We start from the raw sequence: 25,333 nt of genomic DNA, 5'->3' as shown, positions 1-25,333 counted from the left end.
GAGAATGAATCTCTCTGAAGCGCACCGGGCCCAGGCCGGCTGGCGACCTCTCAGGCCCCTGCGTCCAGCTCCCGGCCCAGATGGCTGATCAGGTAGGTGACCGAGTCGGCGTTGGCCAGGATCGTGTCGATGCGCCGATCCGCATTGCTCATGAAGACGGCACGGGCATCCGCCAGGTTTCGAGCGCCGGTGGTACTCAACACCTTGTCCTTGAGCAGCGAGGTACCCTGGCCGCTGCTGTAGTCGCTCCACTGCTGGGTGAGCGCGTCCAGGCTCTTGAACAACCGGGTGGCTGGCGTGAGCACCGAGAGGGCTGTTTCACGCAGGTCGGTCAGGTCGGTTTTCATCAGCGTGGCGCCTTTGATCTGCACATTGATCAGGTCCGGGAACGGTCGCATGCTGTCGAGGTAAGCCAGGTCTTCGGTCAGGGATTTCAAGTGCGTGATCTCGTGGATCAGCACCGCTGCGCGCGCATGGGCGGTGATGTCGAACGGGGTGGTGAGGCGATTTTGATAGACGTCCATGTTCGGATCGAAGAACCGGTCCAGCAGGTAGATTTTTTTGCTCGCATCCTCAGGCAGCACGAAGGCAAACGTATCTCGATCACCATGGCGGTGGGTACCGGTGACGAACCGCATTGAGTCGGGGTTGATCAGCGTGGGGTTGAGCAGCTCATCGAGCACCTCGTCGACGCGGGTTTCGATTCGCTGCACCTGCTGGGGCGACAGGCTGAGCACGCCGAACATTTCCGTGAAAAAGCGCCCGAGCCGACTGGTTGGCTCGCGCAGGGCGGCAAAATGCACCAGGTTGCGTTTGCACGTCACGGTGTAATACGTCGCCACGTTGAGCGCTTCGTTGATGCACTGCGCCTTCCAGCTGGACAGCGCGGCAATGGCTGTCATGCCCACCGCCTCGACGTTGATGGCCTCGCGCTCGGCCGAGCGGGTCAGCACCCTGTGGGTATATTTGGAGAGGGTCTTGCCATAGAGCGGATGATGCAGGTTCAGGTCCAGCACCCATTCGCCGCGGGCATTGCGCTGCACGTAGGGGCCGTGCTGGTCACCGTCACTCATGCGCCAGTGTTCAGCGGATGGCTTCACCGAATAGACCTTGCCATCCACCGGGACGAAATGGCGTTGATTGGCCTCATCCTTGTAAACGTGGGTCAAGAGGCTCTTTTTCAGGTCCTTCAGGTTGACCCCTGTGTTTTCGTACAGGCTCAGCCGGGTGCGCTGGGGTGCTGTCACATCGTGGGTCGCCAAGGTCATTGCCGCTGGCGCAGGGGCGTCAAGCCATTGCTCCACGGTGGTGGCTGGCTGGGGCGTCGCGGTGTCGGGCACGAGCCCGTCCAATTCCCTGCGCAGGGCAGCCATTTCGGCCACGCCGGCGATAAACGTCTTTAACCCGTGTTTCCAGCGGTGTTGCTGCAGGTCTTCGGCCGAGGTCATGAACAATTTGAAGCTGCGCCAGATCACCAGGGGGTAGGTCAGCTTGCCGGCCATGAACTGAATGCCTTGGGTAATGTCCTCGCTCAGCAGGCTCTTCACCGCGTCCCACTGCACCTTTGCGCCCAGGGTGAATTGGCTCGCCAGCATTTGCGACAACAGGCTGAGGTTGTCCGCGAACAGGCGTGTCAGCACGTTGCCGGAAATGGGCGTGTCGCCAAGACTGATCTCGGATAACTCGCGACGCGCGTGCTGGCGCAGCAGATTGCGGTAGGTCGCTTGTTGGCCGCCTTGCAGGCGGCTGATCACCCATTCCTGCAAAGCGCCTGGGGTAGTGAACTCACTGAGCAAGGTCGATTCACTGGTGTATTCCTTGAGCAGGTGCGTGTGGCTGTAGGGTGCATAAAGCAGCGTGGGGCCGGTAGCGCCTGCCTTGGGACCGATCAGGTAGCAGCCCAAGACCTTGGCTGGGATCGCGCCTGGCGTCGCGATCAGTTCAAGGGGACGAATGACCGCCGTTACGCCGTGGATCATGGCGCGGGCCACGGCGTCGGGCATGTCGAAGATTTGCTGAACGAAACTCCAGGCCGTACCCGACAGCCGTTCATCGAGCCTTTGTTCATGGGCGTACTGCAGCATTTGCCAAGGCAGCTGCCGACAAAACAGATCACGGCGTTTGAGCGCGTCATCGCCCTGGCCTTCCAGATGGCTGGCCAGGTGTGTCCGATACAGGCCCTTGAGGTCGAGTTGGCGCACCAGCTGTATCACGGCGTCGCCATCCAACCCAGCCGGCAGCGGCGTGGCGGAACGCGAACTGGGCCGGATATCGTCGGCGCGCAGCACGGGCCAGTGGCGCAAGGCAAAGTCCGTCAGGCTCTGGACATGCCCTTTGAGGTTGATCCGGGGCGCGATCAGCACATTGTCCGGGTCCAGCACCTGCTCGGGAAAGCGCGCCTTGAGCAGGCTGGAAAGGGTTGTCGCCGCCTGCTCGCGCATCGGGGTGATGCCGTGAAGATAGTCACGCTCCTGCGGTGCGCTGAGGCGGTATTGTTCGAGCAGCTCGGCATGCACAATCTGCTCGTGGGGGGGCGCCATGCCTAGCCACACCGGCAGCCCTTGCTGGAGCAGCATGGCTTTGGCGATGGCGAGGCTTCTAGCCAGGTTTGACGGCGGCGCTCGGCGCATCAAGGCGTCCAGCCAGTTCTGTAGCGCCCCAGCGCTCAGGTTCATCAGCAGCACATGGTCGATCTCGGCCCGTGTGCGTCGGCTGTAACTGCCTTGGCGGTTGTTCAGCAGGTGGTCGTCAATACGTTGCAGAGGGCCAAGCCTGAAGGTTTGATGGGGCTTACGTTTGGAGATGGGCAAGTTGTCCAGTAACGGCAGCCGCTGCGTTGGATCGGCGAGACGTTGCGTCAGTGCATCGCGCAGGTCGTCGACCGAGGTGAAGGCCTCATGGCCATGGTGGGGGGACCAAAGCAGAGCAATACCGGAATGCAGCGGGTCGAGCCCGCCGCGTTCGCTCAATACGAAGCAATTGGCCAGCGGCTCGGGCTCGGCTTGGCTGCCGACATAGAGCGACAAGCCGAAGGCGTCCGGTATGAAGCCGTTGAGGCCGTGACGAGTCAGTCGCGTCATGCTGTCGGCCTTGAGCGCGCTGTCGAGCAGCGCCAGCTCTCGTGGGGCGAGGCTTTTCTCCAGCTGGCGCAATTGCATTTCCCCACTGAGCCCCTGCAGCATGCCGAGGCTAAGGCGGGGCAGTTCATTGTCCAGAAACTCGCCCGGCAGCGTGCGCAGATCTTGTTGCCCAAAGGTTTTGAGGGTCTGCTCGATCACTCGATTGAAGAGGGTAACGGTCAGGCTGTTGAGCTTGGAAGCGACGCCCGCGATGCGTTTGCCGTAAAACCAGGCCAGTGATGATGGCGTCAGGGCTTCGGCCTGCCTGGCCAGGCGCGCGATAAAGTGTTCGACCATCGTCGAGGAGTCTTCGGGTAAGCGGGTTTCAAGCTCTTGCGCAGGCGTGGCGTAGGTATTGATGTGGACATCCTCGGCCTGCAGATCCAGCTGGCTTTTGGTTAACTGCGCATTCAGCGCCTTCGTCGCCAGGCTGTGCAGGGTCGGGTGTTTGCTCTGAGCGAGGGCGAGTGCCGCCTGGACGGCCTCCAGCCGTTGCAAATGGCCCTTGGTGCGTTGCGCCATGACGGTGGTCGGGCCACCCTTCGGGCCGGTGATGGGGTGCACGCTCCAGCGCCCGTCGGTCTGCAGCGCGAGTAAGCGGCTGTCGAGCATGAACCGGATATCCAGGGCGCTGTCGAGTAGCGCGCCCAGGTCGATGGTGCCGCCGCTGCGTCGAAAAAGCCCCAGGGAGTACTCCAGGTTGTCCAGCTGCTTGGCGGCAATGTCCTCGACCATTTCCTGGAATATATCGTCGGCCACGGGTAGGCCGACAACCTGCAACTGATCCATGCCAATGAATACGTTCTGTTCATCCAGGGACAAAAAATTGAGCAGTTCGTCTTCGTGGCCGGCCGTCTTGAGCATCGTCAGCAGGGTGGCGTGGAGGTCATCCAGATCCTTGAGCACCTGCAGGCCGCGGGCCTGGGTATACAGATAGGCGTGGTCATCACTGATCATCAGGGTGCTGGCCAGTTCAACTTGATGTTGATACTGCGCGCGTACCCGTATTTTCTCGATGCGCAATGGGCTGTCCAACGCAGTGCGTGCGGCTGTGCTCGGGAGCAAAAGGGCCCGCAGTGTGCGACTTTCGTCACTGGACAGGATGAAATTCTGGTGTTTGAACAGCAGGTCAGCGCGGAATTTGTCACGGATGACCCGGGCGAAGAACTCAAGGCGAGACTGGCCATTGTCAAAGTCCTCGTTCCAGTAGGTTTGCACCAGGCTGTTGAGCAGTTTCGACAGGATGCCGCTGGTTTGCTGTACGACGTTGTCCCAACGCACTTGGTCTTCGTCTCGTTGCGTCTGGTTAAAGTCGGTGGTGTCATGGCGTGGGTTGGAGAAACGGTGCGTCTGTTCGACTGGCCAGCCTTGCCTGGCATAAAACTGCAGCAACACCTCGCGCAACGGGGCAGAGGCGACCCAGCGGCTGTCTTCGCCGGCCCCCACCCGGCTGAAAAAATCGACTCGGGTGTCGCTTTGGTTCAGGCCCGGAAAATAGGCGCGGGCCATAATGCCGAGCAATGTGTCGAGCATTTCGTGCAGGTTGGGCAGTTGGCGTAATTGGGCGAGCATGGTCTGGACGTTGCTGTGCTGGTTAGCCAGGATCGTCTGCTCCTGGTCTTGCATGACCGCGCCCTGAACCACCTCGCGCGTGAGCGCCAGCGCCGCGTTGGCCGGTATTGCGTCGCGTTGGCTGATGGACAGAAACCGCAGCAGGTCGGCCCGTGTGCTGGGTTGTTTGAACCGATCGTGCAGTTCCTTGACCAGCACTGACGGGCTGTCGAACACTTCCAGGCCGCCATAGGGGGTATAGAGCACGGCGCGTTGTGCGTCTGGCGTGGGGCTCATCATGAACGCGCCGGCCAATGGAATGGAGGTTTTGTCGGTGAGGGTAATCAGCAGGCGTTCCACGGTCATCGGGTAGTTCTGGATCTTGGTGTCCTGCCGCGCCGCATGGGTGGCGTAGTAAAGCGTATGCAACCAATCCAGGTCTTTCACGGTAAATCCAAGCTTGCGCTCGCGCTCGGTGGGTGCCTTGCGTTTGATCGGGCGCAGGAATTCTTCGAAAAAATAAGGTGGGGTCAAGCGAGCCATCGGGTGTTCTCATCAGCGTCGGAAGAACAGGCAAAACTAAAGGCTGATGGGGCGGCGGTGGTGGTAGATAACTGGATCAAGCCGCAGGCGCCCGTTGACAGCAGGCATGGGCGGCGTTGTTTAATCGGTGTTCTGGATTCTCGTTGCCTCTTCCAATTATAAAATCGGAGCTACAGATGTCTGCCCAGTCCCCGGTAGTTGATCGTGCCAGCGTCTTCATCGGCTTCACTGAGCTGGTGGCCTTGCTGCAAACGGTGTTTGAAAAGCACGGTACCGCGCCCGAGGTTGCGGCCATTCTGGCGAACAATTGCGCCAGTGCCGAGCGCGACGGCGCCCATAGTCACGGGATTTTTCGCATGCCCGGCTATCTCAGTACGCTGGCCAGCGGCTGGGTGGACGGTCAGGCGCTGCCGGTGGTGACGGATGTGGCCTCTGGTTTCGTGCGGGTGGACGCCTGTAACGGGTTTGCCCAGCCGGCCCTGGCGGCCGCCCGATCCTTGCTGGTCGACAAGGCTCGCAGCGCCGGGATCGCGTTGCTGGCGATCCACAACTCCCACCATTTCGCCGCACTGTGGCCAGATGTCGAGCCCTTTGCCGACGAAGGCCTGGTGGCCTTGAGCGTGGTCAACAGCATGACCTGCGTGGTGCCCCACGGCGCTGATCGGCCGCTGTTCGGCACCAACCCTATCGCGTTCGCCGCGCCGCGCGCCGACGGCCCGCCGATCGTATTCGACCTGGCCACCAGCGCCATTGCCCATGGCGACGTGCAGATCGCCGCGCGCAAGGGCGAGCGCCTGCCGGCGGGCATGGGCGTGGACAGCCTGGGCCAGCCGACCCAGGACCCGAAAGCCATCCTGGAAGGCGGCGCGCTATTGCCATTTGGCGGGCACAAGGGCTCGGCCCTGTCGATGATGGTGGAGTTGCTGGCGGCCGCGTTGACCGGGGGGAACTTCTCGTTCGAGTTCAACTGGGCTGATCATCCAGGGGCGCGCACGCCCTGGACCGGCCAGTTGCTGATTGTCATCGACCCGAGCAAAACGGCTGGGCAAAGCTTCGCAGCGCGCAGTCAGGAACTGGTGCGGCAGATGCACGCGGTGGGGTTGCGACGGTTGCCGGGGGATCGGCGGCATCGCACTCGGGCGAAGTCTGAGGAAACAGGGATAGAACTTGAGGCGCAGGATCTGCGGCAGTTGCGCGAGTGGGCGGCGGGGTAAAAGGGGGCTGCGCCTTGCGCGCAGCCCGCACTCGTCAGTTACGGCGACCGAGCAACAGGCCTACTACCAGGCCAAAGCCTGCAGAAATGGCCACGGTCTGCCATGGGTGGCCACCGATATAGGTCTCGGTGGCATCCACGACCGGCTTGCTGCGCTCACGGACGCTGGAGACCGAGTCCAGGGCTTGCTTGAGTTTGATGGCGACCTGCTCACGCAGGGTTTCACCTTCCTCGCCCACCAGGGATGCGCTGCTCTTGAGCAGTTTGTCGGACTCTTCGATCAGCGCAGTCAGCTCGCTGAACGCTTGATCCTTGATTTGTTCTTCGACGGCTTGGGCGGCGGTTTTGCGGGCCATGTTTGACTCCTTGCAAGTGGATGTGGCGGTGACCAATGGAGTGTCGGGCAGTGGCAAAAGTTGCAGTTTATTTCGCGGGCTATCCATTTGCGGCAAAATCGAAATCGGGTCCTTTCGACCTACAGTGTAAGATGTCACCTATTTGTGCAGCAGGTAACTCAACATGAGCTTCAATCTCGCCAACAAGACCCTCGCCGAACGCGCCGAGCTGGAAGATGAAAAGTCCCGTCTCTACGACCTGTGGCAAGCCAACCTGGGCAAGGCCAAGGGCGAAGCCGCGCGGTTGTTCGGCGAGCGCGCCAAGCGCAAGGGCAAATGGGCCGAATGGGTGCGCGCGGAACTGGACGGCATGTCGCCGCCGGAGTTTTCCAACATGGTGCGCAGCGAAGTCAACAAGCTGATGGCGGCTAAATAAAGCTCGCCTCGATCGCCTCGCGGACCTTCAACAACAACGGGTCGAGCTGAGCCTGGGTGCGCCAGCCCAGCTCCACCGGATAACGGGGCAACGCCAGCGGGCAGGGCAGGACGCGCAAACTGGTCAGGCGGGCGATGGCTTCGGCGGCATGCCCCGGAATCGTCGCCACCGCCGCACTGCCCTTGAGCAGAAACGCCAAGGCGGCAAAATGGCTGGTGGACGCACACACTTGGCGGCTCAAGCCGTGCGCCGCCAAGCCCTCATCGGTAATGCCGATAAACCCGCCCGATGACACCAGCACATGGTCGCGCGCGACGAATTCCTTCAAATCGATCTGTTGCTGGCCGGGCGCCAGGCTGTCGGCGTCCACCAGGCAGCGATAATCACCCTCGCCGAGCACTTGCCGGCTCAGGCGCCGCTCGGCAAAACCGCCAGCGGTGATCGCCAGGTCCAGGCTGCGGTCGAGCAGGGCGGCTGCAACGATCTGGCTGTGGGTCTGGCGGAAAATCACCCGCAACATCGGCAGGCGCTGTGCAACGCTGTCCATCAGGCGGCGGCCGTAGGCAATCTCGAAATCGTCAGACAGGCCCAGTACCACCGAGCGGCCCTGGTAGTTCGGGCTTTGCGGGTTGATCATCGCCAGGCTTTGCCGGCAGCGGTCCAGCGCCTCGCTGATCACCGGTTTGAGTTGATTGGCGCGCACGGTCGGCGCCAGTCCGCGCCCGGTCCGCACAAACAACTGATCGCTGTACAGATCGCGCAAACGCCGCAAACCGGCGCTGATGGCCGATTGTGTGACCCCCAGGCGCAAAGCCGCACGGCTGGCGCTGGACTCGTCATGCAGGGCTTCGAAGGTCTTGAGCAGGTTAAGGTCAACCTGCGCGATATTTATCTGGCTCATATCATTTAGCACTGAGGTGGGCTTTATTCATGATCCAGCCTGGCCGGAGAATGGGCAACCCCCACTGACTTGGAGTGACGTGATGCCTGTTTCTACCGTGGCCGCTTTACAAATTGGCTCGCTGCCGGGCGGCAAGGCCGAGACCCTGGAACAGATACTGGCCTATGAGGGCGACATCCAGCGCAGCGGCGCGCAGTTGGTGGTAATGCCTGAGGCGCTGCTGGGCGGCTATCCCAAAGGTGAAGGGTTCGGTACTCAATTGGGGTATCGCTTGCCTGAGGGTCGTGAAGCCTTTGCGCACTATTTTGCCAACGCTATCGATGTACCCGGTGTCGAGACCGAGGCACTGGCGGGGTTATCCGCGCGCACCGGTGCCAGCCTGGTACTTGGCGTGATTGAGCGCAGTGGCAGCACCTTGTATTGCACCGTGCTGTATTTCGAACCCACGGGCGGGCTCGTGGCCAAGCACCGCAAGCTAATGCCCACCGGCACCGAACGGCTGATCTGGGGCAAGGGCGATGGCTCCACGCTACCGGTGGTCGACACCGCAGTTGGGCGGATCGGCGGCGCGGTGTGCTGGGAAAACATGATGCCGCTGCTGCGCACCACCATGTATGCCAAGGGCGTGCAGGTGTGGTGCGCACCCACAGTGGACGAGCGAGAGATGTGGCAGGTGAGCATGCGCCACGTGGCCCATGAAGGGCGTTGCTTTGTGGTGAGCGCCTGCCAGGTACAGGCCTCGCCCGAGGCGTTGGGCGTGGAGGTGGCCAACTGGCCGGCGGATCGCGCTTTGATTGCCGGTGGCAGCGTGATCGTTGGGCCGATGGGCGACATTCTGGCCGGGCCGCTGGTGGGCGAGGCGGGACTGCTGACGGCGCGGATCGATACCGATGACTTGGTGCGGGCACGGTATGACTATGACGTAGTGGGGCACTACGCCAGGCCGGATATTTTTGAGTTGACGGTGGACGAGCGCGCCAAGCCGGGTGTGCGCTATATCACCGACTAAACGCGGTTAAAAATGTGGGAGGGGGCTTGCCCCCGATAGTGGTGGGTCAGTTGCAGATAGGCTGACTGGTACACCGCCATCGGGGGCAAGCCCCCTCCCACATTTGATCTTCAGCGTTTGTCGCCCGCCGTTCACCAGGTGGCGGTGTTGGGCAAATCCAGCGTGCCACGCTCGACAAAGCGCATCGTGCCAAACAGCCCGCCCGCCAGCTTGCCGCGCAGTACATACGGCAGGTTGTTCAAGCTTTGGGTCTGGCTCAGGCCCAGGGTCTGGCGCAACACGGTAAACGCCGAAACGCTGACCGGCACCATCAGCACGGTCTCGGAAAACCTCGGGATACTGCCGGCCTGGTCGCTCACGCCCGAGGCCAGTGGCCGGCCGTTGACCTCCAGGTCCAGGGCCACGCCGTTGTAGTCGATCGCCGTTTCATTGGGATTCTGCACCCGCAGTTTCACGGCGAAGCGCACTTCCAGGTCCTGGCTTTGCAGCGGTTCGATGCCCACCACATTGATGTTGACCGGGTCGCGCTGGGGGAACAGCGCGCAGGCGCTCAAGGTCAGCAACAACAGCGATAGAACCATGAGCTTGCGCATCTGAACGTGCTCCTACTGTTTCGTGACGTCCGGGTCCTGCATGACTTTGAGGGTCGAGGACTCCGGATCAAATTCATCTTCGTGCAGTTCTATGAACTCTTCGGGCAGGAAAATGTTCAGCAGGATGGCACAGAACGCGCCGACGGTGATCGGCGACTCGAAGATGTTGTGCAGCGCCTTGGGCAGGTCGCGCAGCACTTCCGGCACAGCGGCCACGCCCAGGCCCATCCCCAGGGAAATCGCCACGATCAATACGTTACGTCGATGCAGCCCGGCTTCGGCGAGGATCTTGATACCCGCCACGGCCACGGTGCCGAACATGATCAGGGTCGCGCCGCCCAGCACCGGCTTGGGCATCAGTTGCAGCACCGCGCCGATCATCGGGAACAGCCCCAGCAGCACCAGCAGGCCGGCGATGAAGTAGGCCACGTAGCGGCTGGCAACGCCGGTCAGCTGGATCACGCCGTTGTTCTGGGCGAACGTCACCATCGGCAGGCTGTTGAAGGTGGCTGCCATGGCCGAGTTGAGCCCGTCGGCCAGCAGGCCGGACTTGATGCGCTTGATGTACAGCGGGCCCTTGACCGGCTGCTGGGAAATCATCGAGTTGGCGGTCAGATCCCCGGCCGCCTCCAGCGGCGAAATCAGGAAGATCACCGCCACCGGGATAAACGCCACCCAGTCGAACGAGAAGCCGTACTTGAACGGCACCGGCACGCTGATCAACGGCACCTGGGGCAGGGCGCTCATGTCCACACGGCCCAGCATCCACGCCACGACGAAGCCCAGGGTCAGGCCGATCACGATCGAACCCAGGCGCAGGAACGGGTTGTCAAAGCGGTTGAGCACCACGATGGTCAGCAGCACCAGCGCCGCCAGGCCCATGTTACTGGCGGCGCCCAGGTCGCCCGCGCCAAAGCCGCCGGCCATGTCGGTGACCGCCACTTTGATCAGCGACAAGCCCATCAAGGTGATGATGGTGCCGGTGACCACTGGCGTAATCAGCTTGCGCAGCTTGCCGATGAACTGGCTGAGCACCACTTCGATAAACGCCGCGAAAAAGCAGATGCCAAAGATCGTCGAGAGGATTTCATCGGTGCCGCCGCCACGGGCCTTGACCATGAACCCGGCGCTCAGAATCACACTGATAAACGAGAAGCTGGTGCCCTGCAGGCATAACAGGCCCGAGCCGATGGGGCCGAAGGTACGCGCCTGCACGAAGGTGCCAAGCCCCGAGACGAACAGCGCCATGCTCACCAGGTAGGGCACTTCGCTTTCCAGGCCCAGCACGCCGCCGACGATCAGGGTCGGCGTGATGATGCCGACGAAGCTCGCCAGCACATGCTGCAAGGCGGCAAAAATTGCCGCGGTGAAGTGCGGACGGTCTTCCAGGCCATAGATCAGGTCGGATTTATAGCGCGGGCGGGGGGCTTGAGCGTCAGACAAAATGAGGGCTCGGGTCAGAAAATGGAGGCGCAGGATGCCAGAAACGGCCGATTGCCTGAAGTGTAAAAAAATATTTATGAAAGCCCCGCATTAAATCCTCAAGCGTGCCGATACTCCGTATAGGTCCACCTATCAATAACAACAGAGGTGGCCAAGGTCTGGGCAGCGCGTTGTCGCTGACCGATCGTTTCGCGGCAGGGATGCTCGCAAATACTATTTCTGAGAGCCGCCCTTATGTCCCTCCGTCATCTGAATATTGCCCCTCGAGCATTTCTCGGTTTCGCCTTTATTGCGCTATTAGTGGTGATATTGGGCGTGTTTGCGGTCAACCGCATGACGCAAATGCGCCAAGCCTCGATGGACATGAGTGCGAACCAGCTACCCAGCGTGACGTACCTGGCGACCGTCACTGAAAACGTGTTGCGCCTGCGCATCCTGTCGTTTCGCGTGCTGGTCAATCGTGAGCCCGCCAGCCTGCAGGAAGCCCAGGTGCGCATGGGCGTGCTGGCCGACAAGGTCAAGACCGCCCAGGCCGGTTATGCCGCGTTGCCCGCAGGGCCGGAAGAGCTGACGGTCTACAAGGCCTTTAGCGTCACCCTGGACAATTACCTCAAGGCCCAGGCCGATATGTTGGCGCTGTCAGAGCAAGGCAAGGTCGATGACATGCGCGCGCTGATCAACAGCCGAATCAAGGAGGGCACCGACCAGATGGGCGAGCAGTTGAACAAGCTGATCGCCCTCAATATCGCCGACGCCAAGACTGCTGATGCCGAGGCCGGGCAAAGTTATGAGGGCGCGATTGCCGGTGTGATCGGGGTGTCCGTCGCCGCCGCACTGCTCACCGTGCTGCTCGCGTGGCTGTTGACCCGCAGCATTGTCACGCCGCTGCGCAAGGCTGTGGAAGTGGCCGAAACCATTGCCGCCGGCAACCTCAGCAAAACCATCGAAGACGATGGCAAGGACGAGCCGGCGCGCTTGCTCGGTGCGTTGGCGAGCATGCAAACCAATCTGCGCCAGACTATCCAGCATATCGCCGGTTCGGCCACGCAGCTGGCTTCGGCGGCGGAAGAACTGAGTGCGGTGACCGAAGAAGCCTCCCGTGGCCTGCAACAGCAGAACAACGAAATTGACCAGGCGGCAACGGCGGTCAATGAAATGACAGCGGCCGTGGAAGAGGTGGCGCGCAACGCGGTGTCCACCTCCGAGGCGTCCGGCCAGTCCAATCAGGCGGCACGGGAAGGCCGGGACCGGGTAGTTGAGACCGTCGGAGCGATCCAGACCATGACCCAGGACGTGCAAAACACGGCGGCGATGATCGAAGGGTTGGCGACGCAAGGGCGTGACATCGGCAAGGTGCTGGACGTGATCCGGGCGATTGCCGAGCAGACCAACCTGCTGGCGCTCAACGCCGCAATTGAAGCGGCGCGTGCCGGTGAAGCCGGGCGAGGCTTTGCGGTGGTCGCCGACGAAGTGCGGGCGCTGGCCCATCGCACGGCGCAGTCCACCCAGGAAATCGAGAAGATGGTCGCCGGCATCCAGAACGGTACCGGTGAAGCCGTGCAGTCCATGCAACAAAGCAATCAGCGCACCCAACACACCCTGGAGCTGGCCCGCGCCGCGGGTGTGTCGCTGGAACAGATCACCCAGTCGATCAGCCTGATCAACGAACGCAACCTGGTGATTGCCAGCGCTTCGGAAGAGCAGGCCCAGGTATCACGCGAGGTCGACCGCAACCTGGTGAATATCCGTGACCTGGCGACGCAGTCGGCGGCGGGCGCCAACCAGACCAGCGCGGCCAGCCATGAGTTGTCGCGGTTGGCGGTGGACTTGAATGGAATGGTGGCCAAGTTCGTTATCTGACCCTTTGGAATGCAGCCAAAAGGTGGGGGCTTGGATTGCTGTTGTGTCAGGTGGGTATTGCTTCCAGGTTAGCCAGGTTTTCGGTGCTTTCCCCGCCAACGCAGCCAGCAGCGTAACCATTGAAAAATGTGGGAGGGGGCTTGCCCCCGATGGCGGTGGGGCAGCCGTGAATGCATCTGCTGACACACCCTGATCGGGGGCAAGCCCCCTCCCACATTGGATCGCTGTCGTGTCAGGGGTTATTGCTTCCAGGCGCCTGGGTTTACCAGGTTTTGCGGGCGCTCGCCTGATAACGCTTGCAGCAGATTATCCACCGCACACTTGGCCATCGCCTCCCGTGTCTCATGGGTCGCCGAGCCGATATGCGGTGTCGCCACCACGTTGTTCAAGCGCAGCAGCGGCGATGCGTGATCCAGCGGTTCTTTCTCGAACACATCCAACCCCGCCGCACGAATAGTGCGTTGCTGCAACGCCTCGACCAGCGCAGCCTCATCCACTACCTTGCCCCGGGAAATATTGATAAAGATCGTTTCCGGCCCCATCAACGCAAACTCTTCAGCGCCAATCAGCTTTTCGGTTTCAGCCGTCAAGGGCAAGGTCAGGCAGACAAAATCGGCCTCTTCAAGCAACGCCGGCAAGCTGCGGTACTGCGCGCCAAAGCGTGCTTGCACCGCCGGCTTGGGCGAGTGGCTGTGGTAGATCACCGGCATGCCGAAGCCAAAGTGCCCGCGTTGCGCCAAGGCTTCGCCGATGCGGCCCATGCCGATGATCCCCAGGGTCTTGCCGTGCACGTCGCTGCCGAAATGCGCCGGGCCGATGTTCTTGTTCCACTGGCCGGCGCGCACCATGTCGGCCAGTTCCACCACGCGCCGGGCGGTGGCCAGGATCAACGCGAAGCCGGTGTCGGCGGTGGTTTCGGTGAGCACATCCGGGGTGTTGCTGAGCAGGATGCCGCGCTGGGTAAGGTAGTCGATATCGTAGTTGTCCACGCCCACCGAGACGCTCGCTACCGCCTCCAGGTGTGGCGCAAGGTCGAGCAGCCTGGCGTCCAGGCGCAGGCTGGCGCCCAGCAGGCCGTGGGCGTTGGGCAGGGCTTCGCGCAGTCGGGCCAGGCCGGTTTCGTCGAGTGCGTCGATGAGGGTCACGTCGACCTGCCCATGCAGGCGCGCCATCAGCGGCGCGGAGAGTTTCTTGTAGAGAACCACGGATTTTTTCATCAGGAATTGGCCTTCATTTCGAGGGTAGCCGCGGGCGCGCGTACACGGTCGCTGGCGCCGGGCTTGAGGAAAATCGTCAGCACCACCGACAGCATCAATGCACCGCTCATCAGCAGGTACGAAGCGCCCGGTGAACCGGTGCTGCTATTGAGGTAACCCACCAGGTACGAACCGCCGAACGAGCCCAGCGCGCCCATGCTGTTGATCAGCGCCATGGCGCCGCCAGCGACGTTGGCCGGCAGGATTTCCGGGACGATGGCGAAGAACGGACCATACGGCGCGTACATGCACGCGCCGGCGATCACCAGCAGGATGTAGGACCACCAGAAATGCTCGGCACCGAGGGCGTAGGACGCATAAAACGCAATAGAGGCAATCAACAGCGGCGGCCAGACGAAGCGCTTGCGCTTTTGCAGCTTGTCCGAGCCCCAGGACACCACCAGCATACCGATCACCGCTGCGAGGTAAGGCAAAGCTGACAGCCAGCCGGCCTCGACCATGTCCATCTTCAAGCCGGCCTTGAGGATCGACGGCAGCCACAGCACGAAGCCATACACGCCAATGCTCCAGCAAAAAAACTGCAGCGCAAGGATGATCACCTTCGGCGAGCGGAACGCTTCACCATAATTTTTCACCGCCTTGATGCCCACCTGTTCGGCGGCGAGGGCGCTTTCCAGGCTCTGCTTCTCACTGTCGCTCAGCCACTTGGCGTCCTTGGGGCGCTCATCGGCCAGCTTCCACCAGATAAACGCCCAGAGCACCGCCGGCAAGCCCTCGATGATAAACATCCAGCGCCAGCTGAAATGCTGCACCAGATAGCCCGAGACCACCGACATCCACAGCATGGTCACCGGGTTGCCGAGGATCAGGAAAGTATTGGCCCGCGAGCGTTCCGCACGGGTGAACCAGTGGCACAGGTACACCAGCATCGCCGGCATCACGGCGGCTTCGACCACCCCGAGCATGAAGCGTATGGCGATCAGCATGTAGGCATTGGAGACCACGCCGGTCAGGGTGGCCAGGCCACCCCACAGGATCAGGCTGACGAAAATGAGTTTCTTGACGCTGCGCTTTTGCGCGTAGATCGCCCCTGGCACCTGGAAGAAAAAGTAGCCAAGGAAAAACAGCGCGCCGAGCAGGGACGACATGCCCGGAGTGATCATCAGGTCTTCGGCCATCCCGGAGGCGGCGGCGAAGCCGTAGTTGGCGCGGTCCAGGTACGCCAGGCTGTAGGTGATAAACACGATGGGCATGATGTACCACCAACGGCGGGTGGCGAGTTTCACGGTTTCCATAAGGTTGCTCCTGAGCTTGTTGTAGTTGTGGCAACAGGTAGTGGGTCAAGCAACGGATCGGCTGGGTAATTCGGCGCGGGTGGGCAGGCCTTCCATATCGCCGCGGCTTTGTACGGCGCGGCTGCCGATCCAGTTGCCGCGTTGTACCGCCTCGGGGAAACTCAAATTTTCCAGCAGGGCGCTGATCATGCCCACGGCAAAACCATCGCCGGCGCCTACGGTGTCGACCACCGTGTCCACGCGTACAGCGGCAACGAAACCCTGGTCCATCTGGGTGCGGTAATACGCGCCATCGGGCCCGAGCTTGATCGCCACGGCTTCGGCGCCCTGGTCGAGGTAGAACGCGGCAATGTCCGCCGGGTCGTCGAAGCCGGTGAGCAGGCGACCTTCGCCGAGGCCGGGCAATACCCAGTCAGCCAGGCCGGCCAATGCGTTGATTTCGCGGATCATCTGGCTTTCGCTGGCCCACAGTGACGGGCGCAGGTTCGGGTCGAACGACACGCTGCGACCGGCCTTGCGCATCTGTGTCATCAGTTCCACCGACAGCTCGCGGGTAGCCTCGGACAACGCCGGCGGAATCCCGGTGGCGTGCAGGTGGCGGGCTTGCAGCAGCGCCGGCGTGATCGCCGAAACCGACAAGTGGCTGGCCGCCGAGCCTTTGCGGAAGTACTCCACTTGAGGGTCGGCGCCGGCGTCTTCGCGGGACTTGAGTTGAAAGCCGGTGGGATGCAAGGGGTCGACGGCCACATGGCGACAGTCCAGGCCTTCGCTGGCCAGGGTGTCGACCACGAAGCGGCCGAGGGAGTCATGACCGACACGGCTCAACCACGCCACATTGAAACCCAGGCGCGACAGGCCAATCGCGACATTGCTGTCGGCCCCGGCAATGCGTTTGTGAAAATGATCGACCTGGGCCAGATCGCCGGTCTGCTCGGCGACAAACATCGCCATGGTTTCGCCAAACGACAGGATATCGATCTCAGACATGGGCATTCTCCATGCGGGGTTGGCCAAGGCGGGCGAGGGTGGCGACCTGTTGCGCGGTGACTTGAACCAAGTCATCGCCCTGCAGCGGGAATTCCACTGCCCGGGTAATACCTTGGGTCATGTGCGTGAGCAGTTGTTCCCACAGATGCAGGTCGGTGGCGCCAGGCGGCAGCGCGACCAGCTTGCCGTCCGGGCGACGGGCCACGGCCTTGCAGTGCAGGTAGTCCACATGCCGACCCAGCAGGCGCGCGGCGGTGAGGGCGGATTGGTCCTGCCACTGCCAGTTGCCGATGTCGAAGGTCATCCTGACCGGCAGGCCCAGGCGTTCGACCTCGGTGAAAAACCGTTGCATCGGCTCGATCCGACCGCCGTGCAGGGTTTGGTCGTTTTCCACCAGCAGCTTGACCGGGTGGCGATTGAGCAGGGCATGCAGGCTTTCGAGGTCGTTGGTGTCGGTGAAGTAACCCAGGGACACTTTGAGCCACCGCGAGCCGAAGGCCTGGGCGCGGTCGAGGGTAGCGGCGAGGTCGGCATTGGGCTGGGCACGGCCGGCCACCCAGAGTTCCAGGGGCGAGGAAAATACCGATTCCAGGCCTTGCTCGGCAGCGGCCTGGGCCAGCGTGCCGGGTTGTTCGGTGGTCAGCAGTTCTTCACGCCATTCGATGCGCTGGGCGCCTGCGGCGTGCAATAGCGCGACAAAACTCAATTGGCCCTGCTGGCGGACCAGCTCGGCGCCGTAACTGGAAAGGCTGATGGAGACGGGGTATTCATGCATTGTCGTTTACCTCTGAAACCGGTTTCATTTTTATGCGCAGAGCGAAATGTGGGAGGGGGCTTGCTCCCGACAGCGGTGGGTCAGCTACAGATAAGCTGACTGACAGACCGCAATCGGGGGCAAGCCCCCTCCCACAGGGAATTGGGTGGAGCCTCGGATAATCAGTTGGGGCAGGAAGTCCAGGGTACGCGTGGGGGCTGTATCACCGCGCAGACGTTTGAGCAGGCAGTCGAACGCACTGGCGCCGATTGCCTCGGTCGGCTGGGCGAGGGCGGTGATGCCAGTGCCGACCAGTGGGTACCAGTCCAGGTCGTCCAGGGCAATCAGGCCGATATCGTCGAACAGGTTGCAGCCCAGCACCTTGAGCGCCCGGGTGCAGGCCAGCGCGGCCACGCCGTTGGCGCAGAACAATGCCTTGCGCGCGGGTTTGGCCAGGAAGGTGCGCAGGTGGTGTTCCAGCTCGTCGTCCAACTCCAGCACGGCGCCACTCATGTCTGGGCGCCTGGCGACTTCAGCCTTGAAACTGTGCAGGCGTTCCAGCCGAGAACTGGTGCCGTCGGTCGCTTCGCTCACCAGCAATACCTCGGCGTAGCCCTGCTGCTCGAGATGCTCCACCGCCATCCGCACCGCCGCCGGGTTATCCAGCCCCACCAGGTCGCTGCGCAGCGGCTCGACCTTGCGGTCCACCAGCACCAGCGGCATCTCCCGTTGCAGTTCCAGCAGCTCATCAAGGTGATGGCCGAGGGTGTTCACGATCAACCCTTCAATGTTGTACGAACGCAGCGCCGCCAGGTGCTGGCGCTCCTGCTCGTCATCGCGGTCGGTGTTGCACACCACCAGGCTGTAGCCGTGCTGGCGGCAGGCGGTTTCGACGCCGTGCATTACGGCAATGGAATAGGGGTTGCGGATATCGGCCACCAACATGCCGATCAGGCGCGTGCGCCCGCGTTTCAGGCCACGGGCCATCTGGTTGGGGCGATAGCCGAGCTGTTCGATGGCTTGCTCGATGCGCAGGGCAATCGCGTCAGAGAGCAGGGCGCGGTCATCGCCGATAAAGCGCGACACGCTGGCCTTGGACACGCCAGCGCGCTCGGCTACATCGAGCATGGTCACGCGGCTGCGCTGGGCGGCAGAAAATGAAGTCACGGTAGCGCCTTTCTTATTGGAGTTGAGTTGCACTGAAACCGGTTTCAGAAAACACCATGTAGCCCGTGGACGTCAAGTTTTTTCGTCGTCAGATCAGCAGGCTCAACCAGGTCGACCCCAACAGGAGCAAGGCCATGCACTGGTTGAAGCGTTGCATGGCGGTGGCTGAGCGCAGCCACCGGCTCGAGCCGGCCCCTAACACTGCCCAGGCCGCGAGGCAGGGCAGGGAAATTATGAAGAACACCAGCGACAACGACAGCACCTGCCCTTGGCGGTCCGGGCCATTGCCCGCAAATACACTGACCACGGCCACGGCCATCATCCAGGTTTTCGGGTTGATCAGCTGCAGGCTGGCAGCGCTGGTCAGGCCCAGGCGCTTGTGGGTGGCTTGCGGGCCGACGGCCTGGGGCGGTGCGCTGAAAATCTGCCAGGCCAGGTAGCTCAACCAGGCAACGCCGGCCCATTGCATGGCGCTTTGCACCTTGGGCAGATGGGTCAGCGATTGACCGATGCCTGAGCCCACCAGCAAGACAATCCCCGCCGCACCCGCGCACGCGCCGAAAATGATCGGCAGCGCAGCCTTGAAGCCATAGCGCGCGCTGTTACTGAGCACCAGCACATTGGTGGGGCCGGGGGTAATCGAGGCGACGAAAGCGAACAGCATGAACGGCATGAAGGTGGACAGCATGGCGAAGCACTCCAGCGAACTCAGGGATGGAGTCGATCTTCACAAGCCTGCGGGTGCCCTGTCTGGAAGATTTGAGCAACGTTTGCGGTAGGCGGCGGGCGTCAACCCATACGCGCGCACAAACCAGCGGCCCAGATGACTCTGGTCGGCAAACCCCAAGGCACTCGCAACCTCGACGGGTTGCTCGCCGTTGGCCAGTAGATGCCGGGCGCGGGCCAGGCGCAGCTGCACCAGGTAGGCGTGGGGTGGCAGGCCGAACGCGCTTTTGAACGCGCGGCTCAGGCGAAAGCGGTCCACGCCACAGGCCAGCGCCAGTTCATCCATGCCTACGTCGTGATGCAGGTGGGCGTGCAGATATTCGCGGGCCTTGTGGGCCACGGCTGGCAGGCGTGGGTCTTCGCGGTAGCGAGTGCGCCAATGAAGTTGCCCGGTGAGGCGTTCAAGCAACTGGTCCATGGCCTGTTGGCGCACGATGCGCATCTCGCCGCTGTGCAGGGTCTGGAAGGCGCGGGTGGTGGCAAGTGCCAGGCGCGGGTCGCTGGCCAGGGTGCTGGCGAAGCTTAGTTGACTGTTGACGGGAGCCTCGTTGAACACCGCGCTCACTTCGCGGGTCAACCAGTTCGGGTCGAGGTAGAGCATATGGTAGGTAAAACCGTCGGCCGTGGGCGCGTCGCCGTCGTGCAATTCGCCGGGTTCCAGCAAGAACACCTGGCCGGGGACGCTGTTATGTCGGGTACGCCGGCAATTGAATTGCTGCACGCCTTGCTCGGTGACGCCGATCAGGTAGCTGTCGTGCCAGTGCGGATCGTAGGCATGGCCTTCGAAGTGCGCGCGCAGGGTCTCGATGCCGGTGTCGGCGTCCTGGGACAGGTCGATCCAATTGTGCGCAGCCATAAAGCACCGAGGATGAATAGGTATTGCCATTAGTGCGCAAGGGCGGCCAGGCGTCTAGAAGGTTTGTGCAGCCTCAGCCAAACAACCCTGCGGCAATATTGATCGAGAACCCCAGAATCGCCGTGTTGAACAAAAAGCCGATCAGCGATTGCCCCAACACCACCTTGCGCATGCCACGGGTGGCGACGCCCACATCGGACGTTTGCACTGCCACGCCGATGGTGAAGGAGAAATACAGAAAATCCCAATAGTTGGGGGTGAGCAAGCCTTCAGCGAAGCGCAGTGCCGGCTCCTTGCCGTTCCAGGTGTAGTAGAGGCGGGCGTAGTGCACGCTGAAAATCATCCCGATCAGCAGCCAAGAACCGAGCACCGTCAAGCCGGTGAAGCCGTAGTGCAACAGACGTTCGCTGCTGGCGAGGTCCTTGCTGCCCACCAGTTCGAAGGTGATGGTGGCCAGGCTGGCGATGGCGGCGATACACACCGTGAGCAGCACCAGCCCGGCGTTTTCGTCTTCGATTTCGGCGATGCGCTTGACGTCCTCGGCCTTGGCGCGAACGGTCAGCCACAGCATCAGCACCAGGTAGGTCCAGACGCCGGCATTCCAGCCGATCAGGATTTTGCTGGCGAGGGTCTCGGCCGGCACCAGGATGCCCACGGCGAGGCCCAGTACAGCGGCGGATGAAAGGCGAGGGTGGGTGCGGGCGAGGAAGGGCATGGTTGCTCACAAATGGGAAACTGTGAGCACCATAGCTCATCCGCCTGTACTTGATCATGAACTTGGTCGATAACCCCTGTAGGAGCGAGCTTGCTCGCGAAAAACGTCCAGCCAACGCGTTCTGTCTGAATAAACGCGCAGGCCCTGAGTTCTTCGCGAGCAAGCTCGCTCCTACAAAAAGCTTAATCGGCCGTGTGGCGCTTGCGCACCAGTTTCATCACCACCACAAAAAACACCGGCACAAACACCACCGCCAAGGTCGCGGTGATCATCCCGCCGATCACCCCCGTACCAATCGCCTGCTGGCTCGCCGAGCTGGCACCGGTGGCGATCGCCAGGGGCACCACGCCAAGGATGAACGCCAACGAGGTCATGATGATCGGGCGCAAGCGCAACCGCGCCGCCTTCAAGGTAGCGCTGATCAGGTCTTCGCCCTGGTCGTACAGGTCTTTGGCGAACTCGATGATCAGAATCGCATTCTTCGCCGACAGACCGATGATGGTGATCAAACCCACCTTGAAAAACACGTCGTTAGGCATACCGCGCAAGCTCACCGCCAGCACTGCGCCGAGTACGCCCAGCGGCACCACCAGCAATACCGAGGTCGGAATCGACCAGCTCTCATACAAGGCCGCCAGGCACAGGAACACGATCAGCAGCGACAAGCCCAGCAGGATCGGCGCCTGTGAGCCGGACAGGCGTTCCTGCAACGACAGGCCAGTCCATTCCTGGCCCAGGCCCGCCGGCAATTGGCTGACCAGGCGCTGGATTTCATCCATCGCCTCACCGGTACTGTGCCCTGGCGCCGCTTCACCGCTGATGGCAATGGCCGGGTAGCCGTTGTAACGGGTCAATTGCGTCGGGCCCTGGGTCCATCTGGCTTCGACGAACGCAGACAGCGGCACCATTTTGCCGGCATTGTTGCGCACGTTGATGTTCATCACGTCCGCCACCTGGCTGCGCTGGTCGCCTTCGGCCTGCACCACCACCCGCTGCATGCGGCCCTGGTTGGGGAAGTCGTTGATGTAGGCCGAACCGATGGCCGACGACAGCACATTGCCCACGTCGGCAAACGACACGCCCAGCGCGTTGGCCTGCTTGCGGTCCACTTCCAATTGCACTTGCGGCGCTTCGGCCAGGGCGCTTTCGCGCACATTGGCCAGGATCGGGCTTTTGCCGGCAGCCTCCAGCAACTCGGTACGCGCGGCCATCAACCCCGCATGGCCGACGCCACCACGGTCCTGCAGGCGGAACTCGAAGCCACTGGACGTGCCCAGGCCGTCGACCGGCGGTGGCAGGATCGCATAGGCAATCGCATCCTTGAGTTCGCTGAAGGCCATGTTGGCGCGCTCGGCAATTGACGCCGCGGAGTCATCGCTGCCGCGTTCCGACCAGTCCTTGAGCGTGGTGAATGCCAGCGCCGCGTTCTGCCCGGAGCCGGAGAAACTGAAGCCCATGATCATGGTGGTATCGCCCACACCCGGCTCACCGGCATTATGCGCCTCGATCTGCTCGGCCACCTGCACCGTGCGGTTCTTGCTGGCGCCCGGTGGCAGCTGGATATCGGTGATGGTGTAACCCTGGTCTTCCACCGGCAGGAACGAGGAGGGCAGGCGACTGAACAACAGCCCCAGGCCCACCAGCAGCACCAGATAGATCAGCAGGTAACGCCCGCTGCGCTTGAGGGCATAGGCCACCCAGCCTTCGTAGCGGTCGGTGAGCTGTTCAAAGCGTTTATTGAACCAACCGAAAAAGCCGCCCTTGGCATGGTGCTCGCCCTGGGCAATCGGCTTGAGCAAGGTGGCGCACAGCGCTGGCGTCAAGGTCAGCGCCAGAAAGGCCGAGAACAGGATCGAGGTGGCCATCGACAGCGAGAACTGCTGGTAGATCACCCCCACCGAGCCGGGCATGAACGCCATCGGCAGGAACACCGCCACCAGCACCAGGGTAATACCGACGATGGCACCGGTGATCTGGCCCATGGCCTTTTTCGTCGCCTCCTTGGGCGACAGGCCTTCGCTGGCCATGATCCGTTCGACGTTTTCCACCACCACAATTGCATCGTCCACCAGGATGCCGATCGCCAGCACCATGCCGAACATGGTCAGTACGTTGATCGAAAAACCCAGCAACAGCATGGTGGCAAAGGTGCCCATCAGCGCAATCGGTACCACCAGCGTGGGGATCAGGGTGTAGCGCACGTTCTGCAAGAACAGGAACATCACCGCAAACACCAGCGCCATCGCCTCCAGCAAGGTGTAGACCACCTTGGTGATCGAGACTTTGACGAACGGCGAGGTGTCGTAGGGGATCTTGTATTCCACGTTGGCCGGGAAATAGCGCGACAGCTCATCCATCTTCGCCCGCACCAGGGTCGCGGTGTTCAGCGCATTGGCACCGGGGGCCAGCTGCACACTCACGGCGGTGGACGGTTTGCCGTTCAGGCGCGTGGAGAACTGGTATTCCTGGCTGCCGACTTCCACCCGCGCCACGTCGCCGATGCGCACGGTGGAGCCGTCAGGGTTGGCCTTGAGCACGATGTCGGCGAACTCCGCCGGCGTCGACAGTTGGCCCTTGACCAGAATGGCGGCGGTGATTTCCTGGGTGCGGGTGCCGGGCAAGTCGCCGATGCTGCCCGCCGACACCTGGGCATTCTGCGCGCTGATGGCGGCATTCACGTCGGCCGGGGTGAGGTTGAAACCGATCAGCTTCTGCGGGTCGATCCAGATGCGCATGGCACGCTCGGCACCATACAGCTGGGCCTTGCCCACACCGTCCAGGCGCTTGAGTTCGTTCATCACGTTGCGCGCCAGGTAATCGCTGAGCGCCACGTCATCGAGCTTGCCGTCGTTGGACGTCAGCGTCACCAACAGTAGAAAGCCGGCCGAGACCTTCTCCACCTGCAGGCCTTGTTGCGTCACGGCTTGCGGCAGGCGAGGTTCCACCACCTTCAAGCGGTTTTGCACGTCCACCTGGGCCATTTCCGGGTTGGTGCCCGGCTGGAACGTGGCGGTGATGGTCGCCGAACCGAGGCTGCTCTGGGACTCGAAATACAGCAGGTGGTCAGCGCCGTTGAGTTCCTGCTCGATCAGGCTGACCACGCTTTCGTCCAGGGTCTGGGCCGAAGCGCCGGGGTACACCGCGTAGATTTCCACCTTCGGCGGCGCGACGTTGGGGTATTGGGCCACCGGCAACTGCGGAATCGCCAGGAAGCCGGCCAGCAAGATGAACAGGGCCACCACCCAGGCGAAAATCGGGCGGTCGATAAAGAACTGCGGCATGGCGGGTTATTCCTTCACGAGCGGGCTGTCGTCCACTTCAACTTTTTCACCGGGGCGCGCATGTTGCAGGCCCTCGACGACAATGCGGTCACCGGGCTTGAGGCCGCGGCTGACGACCCAGCGGTCTTCGATCACCGCGCCCAACTCCACCGGCTGCTGGCTGACGGTCTGCTCGCTGTCGAGCAACAGCACCATGGGGATGCCGGCGCTGTCGCGGGTAATCGCGCGTTGCGGCACGCTGATGCCCTGCTGGTCGACCGCCTGTTCCAGGCGCACCCGCACAAAGCTGCCGGGCAGCAGGTCGAGGTCCGGGTTGGGAAACTCGCTGCGCAGGATGATTTGCCCGGTGCCCGGGTCGACGCTGATCTCGGCGAACAGCAGCTTGCCCGGCAACGGGTACAGGCTGCCGTCATCCTGGATCAGGGTAGCCTTGGCCTGGTCCTGGCCGACTTGCTTCAGGCTCCCGGCACGAAAGGCGCGGCGCAGGTCATTGAGCTCGCGGGTCGACTGGGTGAGGTCGGCGTGGATCGGGTCCAGTTGCTGGATGATCGCCAGCGGCGTGGCTTCGTTTTGGCCGACCAGGGCGCCTTCGGTCACCAATGCACGGCCGATGCGCCCGGAAATCGGCGCAGTCACGGTGGCGTAGCCCAGGTTCAACCTGGCCCGCTCGACGGCAGCCTTGTTGGCGGCGACTTCGGCGTTGGCCTGGCGCAGCGCGGCGCGGGCGTTGTCGTATTCCTGGCCGCTGATGGCGTTGCCTTCCACCAACTGGCTGTAGCGCTGCTCCTGCAGGCGTGCCTGGAACGCGTTGGCTTCGGCTTTGCTCAGGTTGGCCCTGGCGCTGTCGAGGTCGGCCTTGAACGGGGCCGGGTCGATGCGAAACAGCACGTCACCCTGTTTCACGTCGTGGCCTTCGTTGAACACCCGTTGCATTACCACCCCGGCGACCCGCGCACGCACCTCGGCCATGCGCGGCGCGGCGATGCGCCCGCTCAACTCGCTGGTGATGGACAGGGGCTTGGCCTGCAGCGTCTCGATGCGCACTTTGGCCAGGGGCATTTCCGGCGCCTCGGCTGCCGACTTGTCACACGCGCTCAGCGCCAGTGTGAGGGCCAACAGGCAAAACGGCGCAAACAGATTCTTCGACATGCTCTTATCCCAATATTGACTGGCGCATCCTAAGGTCACCTGCGCCGTGGTGCTGTGAAGCTATGTAGTGCGTCTGTGAAGAAATGTAAGGGTCGGGGCGCTTGGCCTCGGGGCCGTATATCCTTGCACAACCTTGCTTACAAAGAAGATCAAATGTGGGAGGGGCGGTGCGACGATTCGACT

The 25,333-nt window shown here is 62.4% G+C and carries 19 protein-coding genes; 4 read left to right on the top strand and 15 right to left on the bottom strand.

Annotation, left to right across the window (positions count from 1 at the left end; genetic code table 11):
- Positions 1-50 precede the first annotated feature (50 nt).
- A complete protein-coding gene (locus C4J94_RS15340) occupies positions 51-5,213 on the bottom strand; it encodes a dermonecrotic toxin domain-containing protein (protein WP_124386956.1) in 5,163 nt (1,720 codons plus the stop codon).
- A 176-nt stretch (positions 5,214-5,389) separates the two neighbouring features.
- Between C4J94_RS15340 and C4J94_RS15335 the strand changes: the two genes are divergently transcribed.
- On the top strand, positions 5,390-6,427 hold the full coding sequence (locus C4J94_RS15335; RefSeq protein WP_124386955.1) for an Ldh family oxidoreductase: 1,038 nt from the start codon (positions 5,390-5,392) through the stop codon (positions 6,425-6,427).
- Between the two features lie 34 nt (positions 6,428-6,461).
- On the opposite strand, the gene C4J94_RS15330 is transcribed toward C4J94_RS15335, so the two are convergent.
- Complete coding sequence (locus C4J94_RS15330) at positions 6,462-6,782, bottom strand: YqjD family protein (RefSeq protein ID WP_032875861.1); 321 nt, start codon at positions 6,780-6,782, stop codon at positions 6,462-6,464.
- Between the two features lie 163 nt (positions 6,783-6,945).
- Here C4J94_RS15330 and C4J94_RS15325 point away from each other — a divergent pair, with 163 nt between their 5' ends.
- Positions 6,946-7,197 (top strand): hypothetical protein, encoded by a 252-nt coding sequence (locus C4J94_RS15325; protein ID WP_124386954.1) that lies wholly within the window; start codon positions 6,946-6,948, stop codon positions 7,195-7,197.
- On the opposite strand, the gene C4J94_RS15320 is transcribed toward C4J94_RS15325, so the two are convergent.
- Positions 7,190-8,098, bottom strand: coding sequence for a LysR family transcriptional regulator (locus C4J94_RS15320; RefSeq protein ID WP_124386953.1), 909 nt, complete (start codon positions 8,096-8,098; stop codon positions 7,190-7,192). The two genes, C4J94_RS15325 and C4J94_RS15320, sit on opposite strands and share 8 nt — an antisense overlap.
- 82 nt (positions 8,099-8,180) lie before the next feature.
- Between C4J94_RS15320 and C4J94_RS15315 the strand changes: the two genes are divergently transcribed.
- A complete protein-coding gene (locus C4J94_RS15315; protein ID WP_124386952.1) occupies positions 8,181-9,107 on the top strand; it encodes a carbon-nitrogen hydrolase family protein in 927 nt (308 codons plus the stop codon).
- Positions 9,108-9,238: 131 nt separating this feature from the next.
- Here C4J94_RS15315 and C4J94_RS15310 read toward each other — a convergent pair whose 3' ends face one another.
- Entirely contained in the window at positions 9,239-9,700 is a 462-nt protein-coding gene (locus tag C4J94_RS15310; RefSeq protein WP_124386951.1) for an LEA type 2 family protein, read from the bottom strand.
- Between the two features lie 12 nt (positions 9,701-9,712).
- Positions 9,713-11,143, bottom strand: coding sequence for a nucleobase:cation symporter-2 family protein (locus C4J94_RS15305; RefSeq protein WP_124386950.1), 1,431 nt, complete (start codon positions 11,141-11,143; stop codon positions 9,713-9,715).
- Positions 11,144-11,377: 234 nt separating this feature from the next.
- Between C4J94_RS15305 and C4J94_RS15300 the strand changes: the two genes are divergently transcribed.
- Positions 11,378-13,003: a methyl-accepting chemotaxis protein gene (locus tag C4J94_RS15300; RefSeq protein ID WP_124386949.1), complete on the top strand. Its 1,626-nt coding sequence runs from the start codon at positions 11,378-11,380 to the stop codon at positions 13,001-13,003.
- Positions 13,004-13,242: 239 nt separating this feature from the next.
- Here the strand turns inward: C4J94_RS15300 and C4J94_RS15295 are convergent, their stop codons facing one another.
- The 10 genes from C4J94_RS15295 to C4J94_RS15250 all read right to left on the bottom strand — a co-directional run bounded on the left by C4J94_RS15295 (position 13,243) and on the right by C4J94_RS15250 (position 25,150).
- Entirely contained in the window at positions 13,243-14,220 is a 978-nt protein-coding gene (locus C4J94_RS15295; RefSeq protein WP_124386948.1) for an NAD(P)-dependent oxidoreductase, read from the bottom strand.
- Positions 14,220-15,515, bottom strand: coding sequence for an MFS transporter (locus C4J94_RS15290; protein WP_124386947.1), 1,296 nt, complete (start codon positions 15,513-15,515; stop codon positions 14,220-14,222). Before C4J94_RS15290 ends, C4J94_RS15295 begins: the two co-directional genes overlap by 1 nt.
- A gap of 45 nt (positions 15,516-15,560) precedes the next feature.
- Complete coding sequence (locus C4J94_RS15285; protein ID WP_124386946.1) at positions 15,561-16,502, bottom strand: sugar kinase; 942 nt, start codon at positions 16,500-16,502, stop codon at positions 15,561-15,563.
- Positions 16,495-17,277, bottom strand: a complete 783-nt coding sequence (locus C4J94_RS15280; protein ID WP_124386945.1) for a sugar phosphate isomerase/epimerase — start codon at positions 17,275-17,277, stop codon at positions 16,495-16,497. The genes C4J94_RS15285 and C4J94_RS15280 overlap by 8 nt, the downstream gene beginning before the upstream one ends.
- Before the next feature lie 84 nt (positions 17,278-17,361).
- A complete protein-coding gene (locus tag C4J94_RS15275; RefSeq protein WP_124386944.1) occupies positions 17,362-18,423 on the bottom strand; it encodes a LacI family DNA-binding transcriptional regulator in 1,062 nt (353 codons plus the stop codon).
- Positions 18,424-18,511: 88 nt separating this feature from the next.
- Positions 18,512-19,111, bottom strand: a complete 600-nt coding sequence (locus C4J94_RS15270) for a LysE family translocator (RefSeq protein ID WP_124386943.1) — start codon at positions 19,109-19,111, stop codon at positions 18,512-18,514.
- Positions 19,112-19,150: 39 nt separating this feature from the next.
- On the bottom strand, positions 19,151-20,005 hold the full coding sequence (locus C4J94_RS15265; RefSeq protein WP_124386942.1) for an AraC family transcriptional regulator: 855 nt from the start codon (positions 20,003-20,005) through the stop codon (positions 19,151-19,153).
- Positions 20,006-20,078: 73 nt separating this feature from the next.
- Complete coding sequence (locus C4J94_RS15260) at positions 20,079-20,720, bottom strand: DUF1345 domain-containing protein (protein ID WP_124386941.1); 642 nt, start codon at positions 20,718-20,720, stop codon at positions 20,079-20,081.
- Positions 20,721-20,902: 182 nt separating this feature from the next.
- Positions 20,903-24,001, bottom strand: a complete 3,099-nt coding sequence (locus C4J94_RS15255) for an efflux RND transporter permease subunit (protein WP_124386940.1) — start codon at positions 23,999-24,001, stop codon at positions 20,903-20,905.
- A 6-nt stretch (positions 24,002-24,007) separates the two neighbouring features.
- Positions 24,008-25,150 (bottom strand): efflux RND transporter periplasmic adaptor subunit, encoded by a 1,143-nt coding sequence (locus C4J94_RS15250; protein WP_124386939.1) that lies wholly within the window; start codon positions 25,148-25,150, stop codon positions 24,008-24,010.
- Positions 25,151-25,333: the final 183 nt, after the last annotated feature.

This window comes from Pseudomonas sp. R5-89-07 (genome assembly GCF_003851685.1).
Classification (GTDB): Bacteria; Pseudomonadota; Gammaproteobacteria; order Pseudomonadales; family Pseudomonadaceae; genus Aquipseudomonas.
This window is presented reverse-complemented; position numbering and strand designations above follow the sequence as displayed.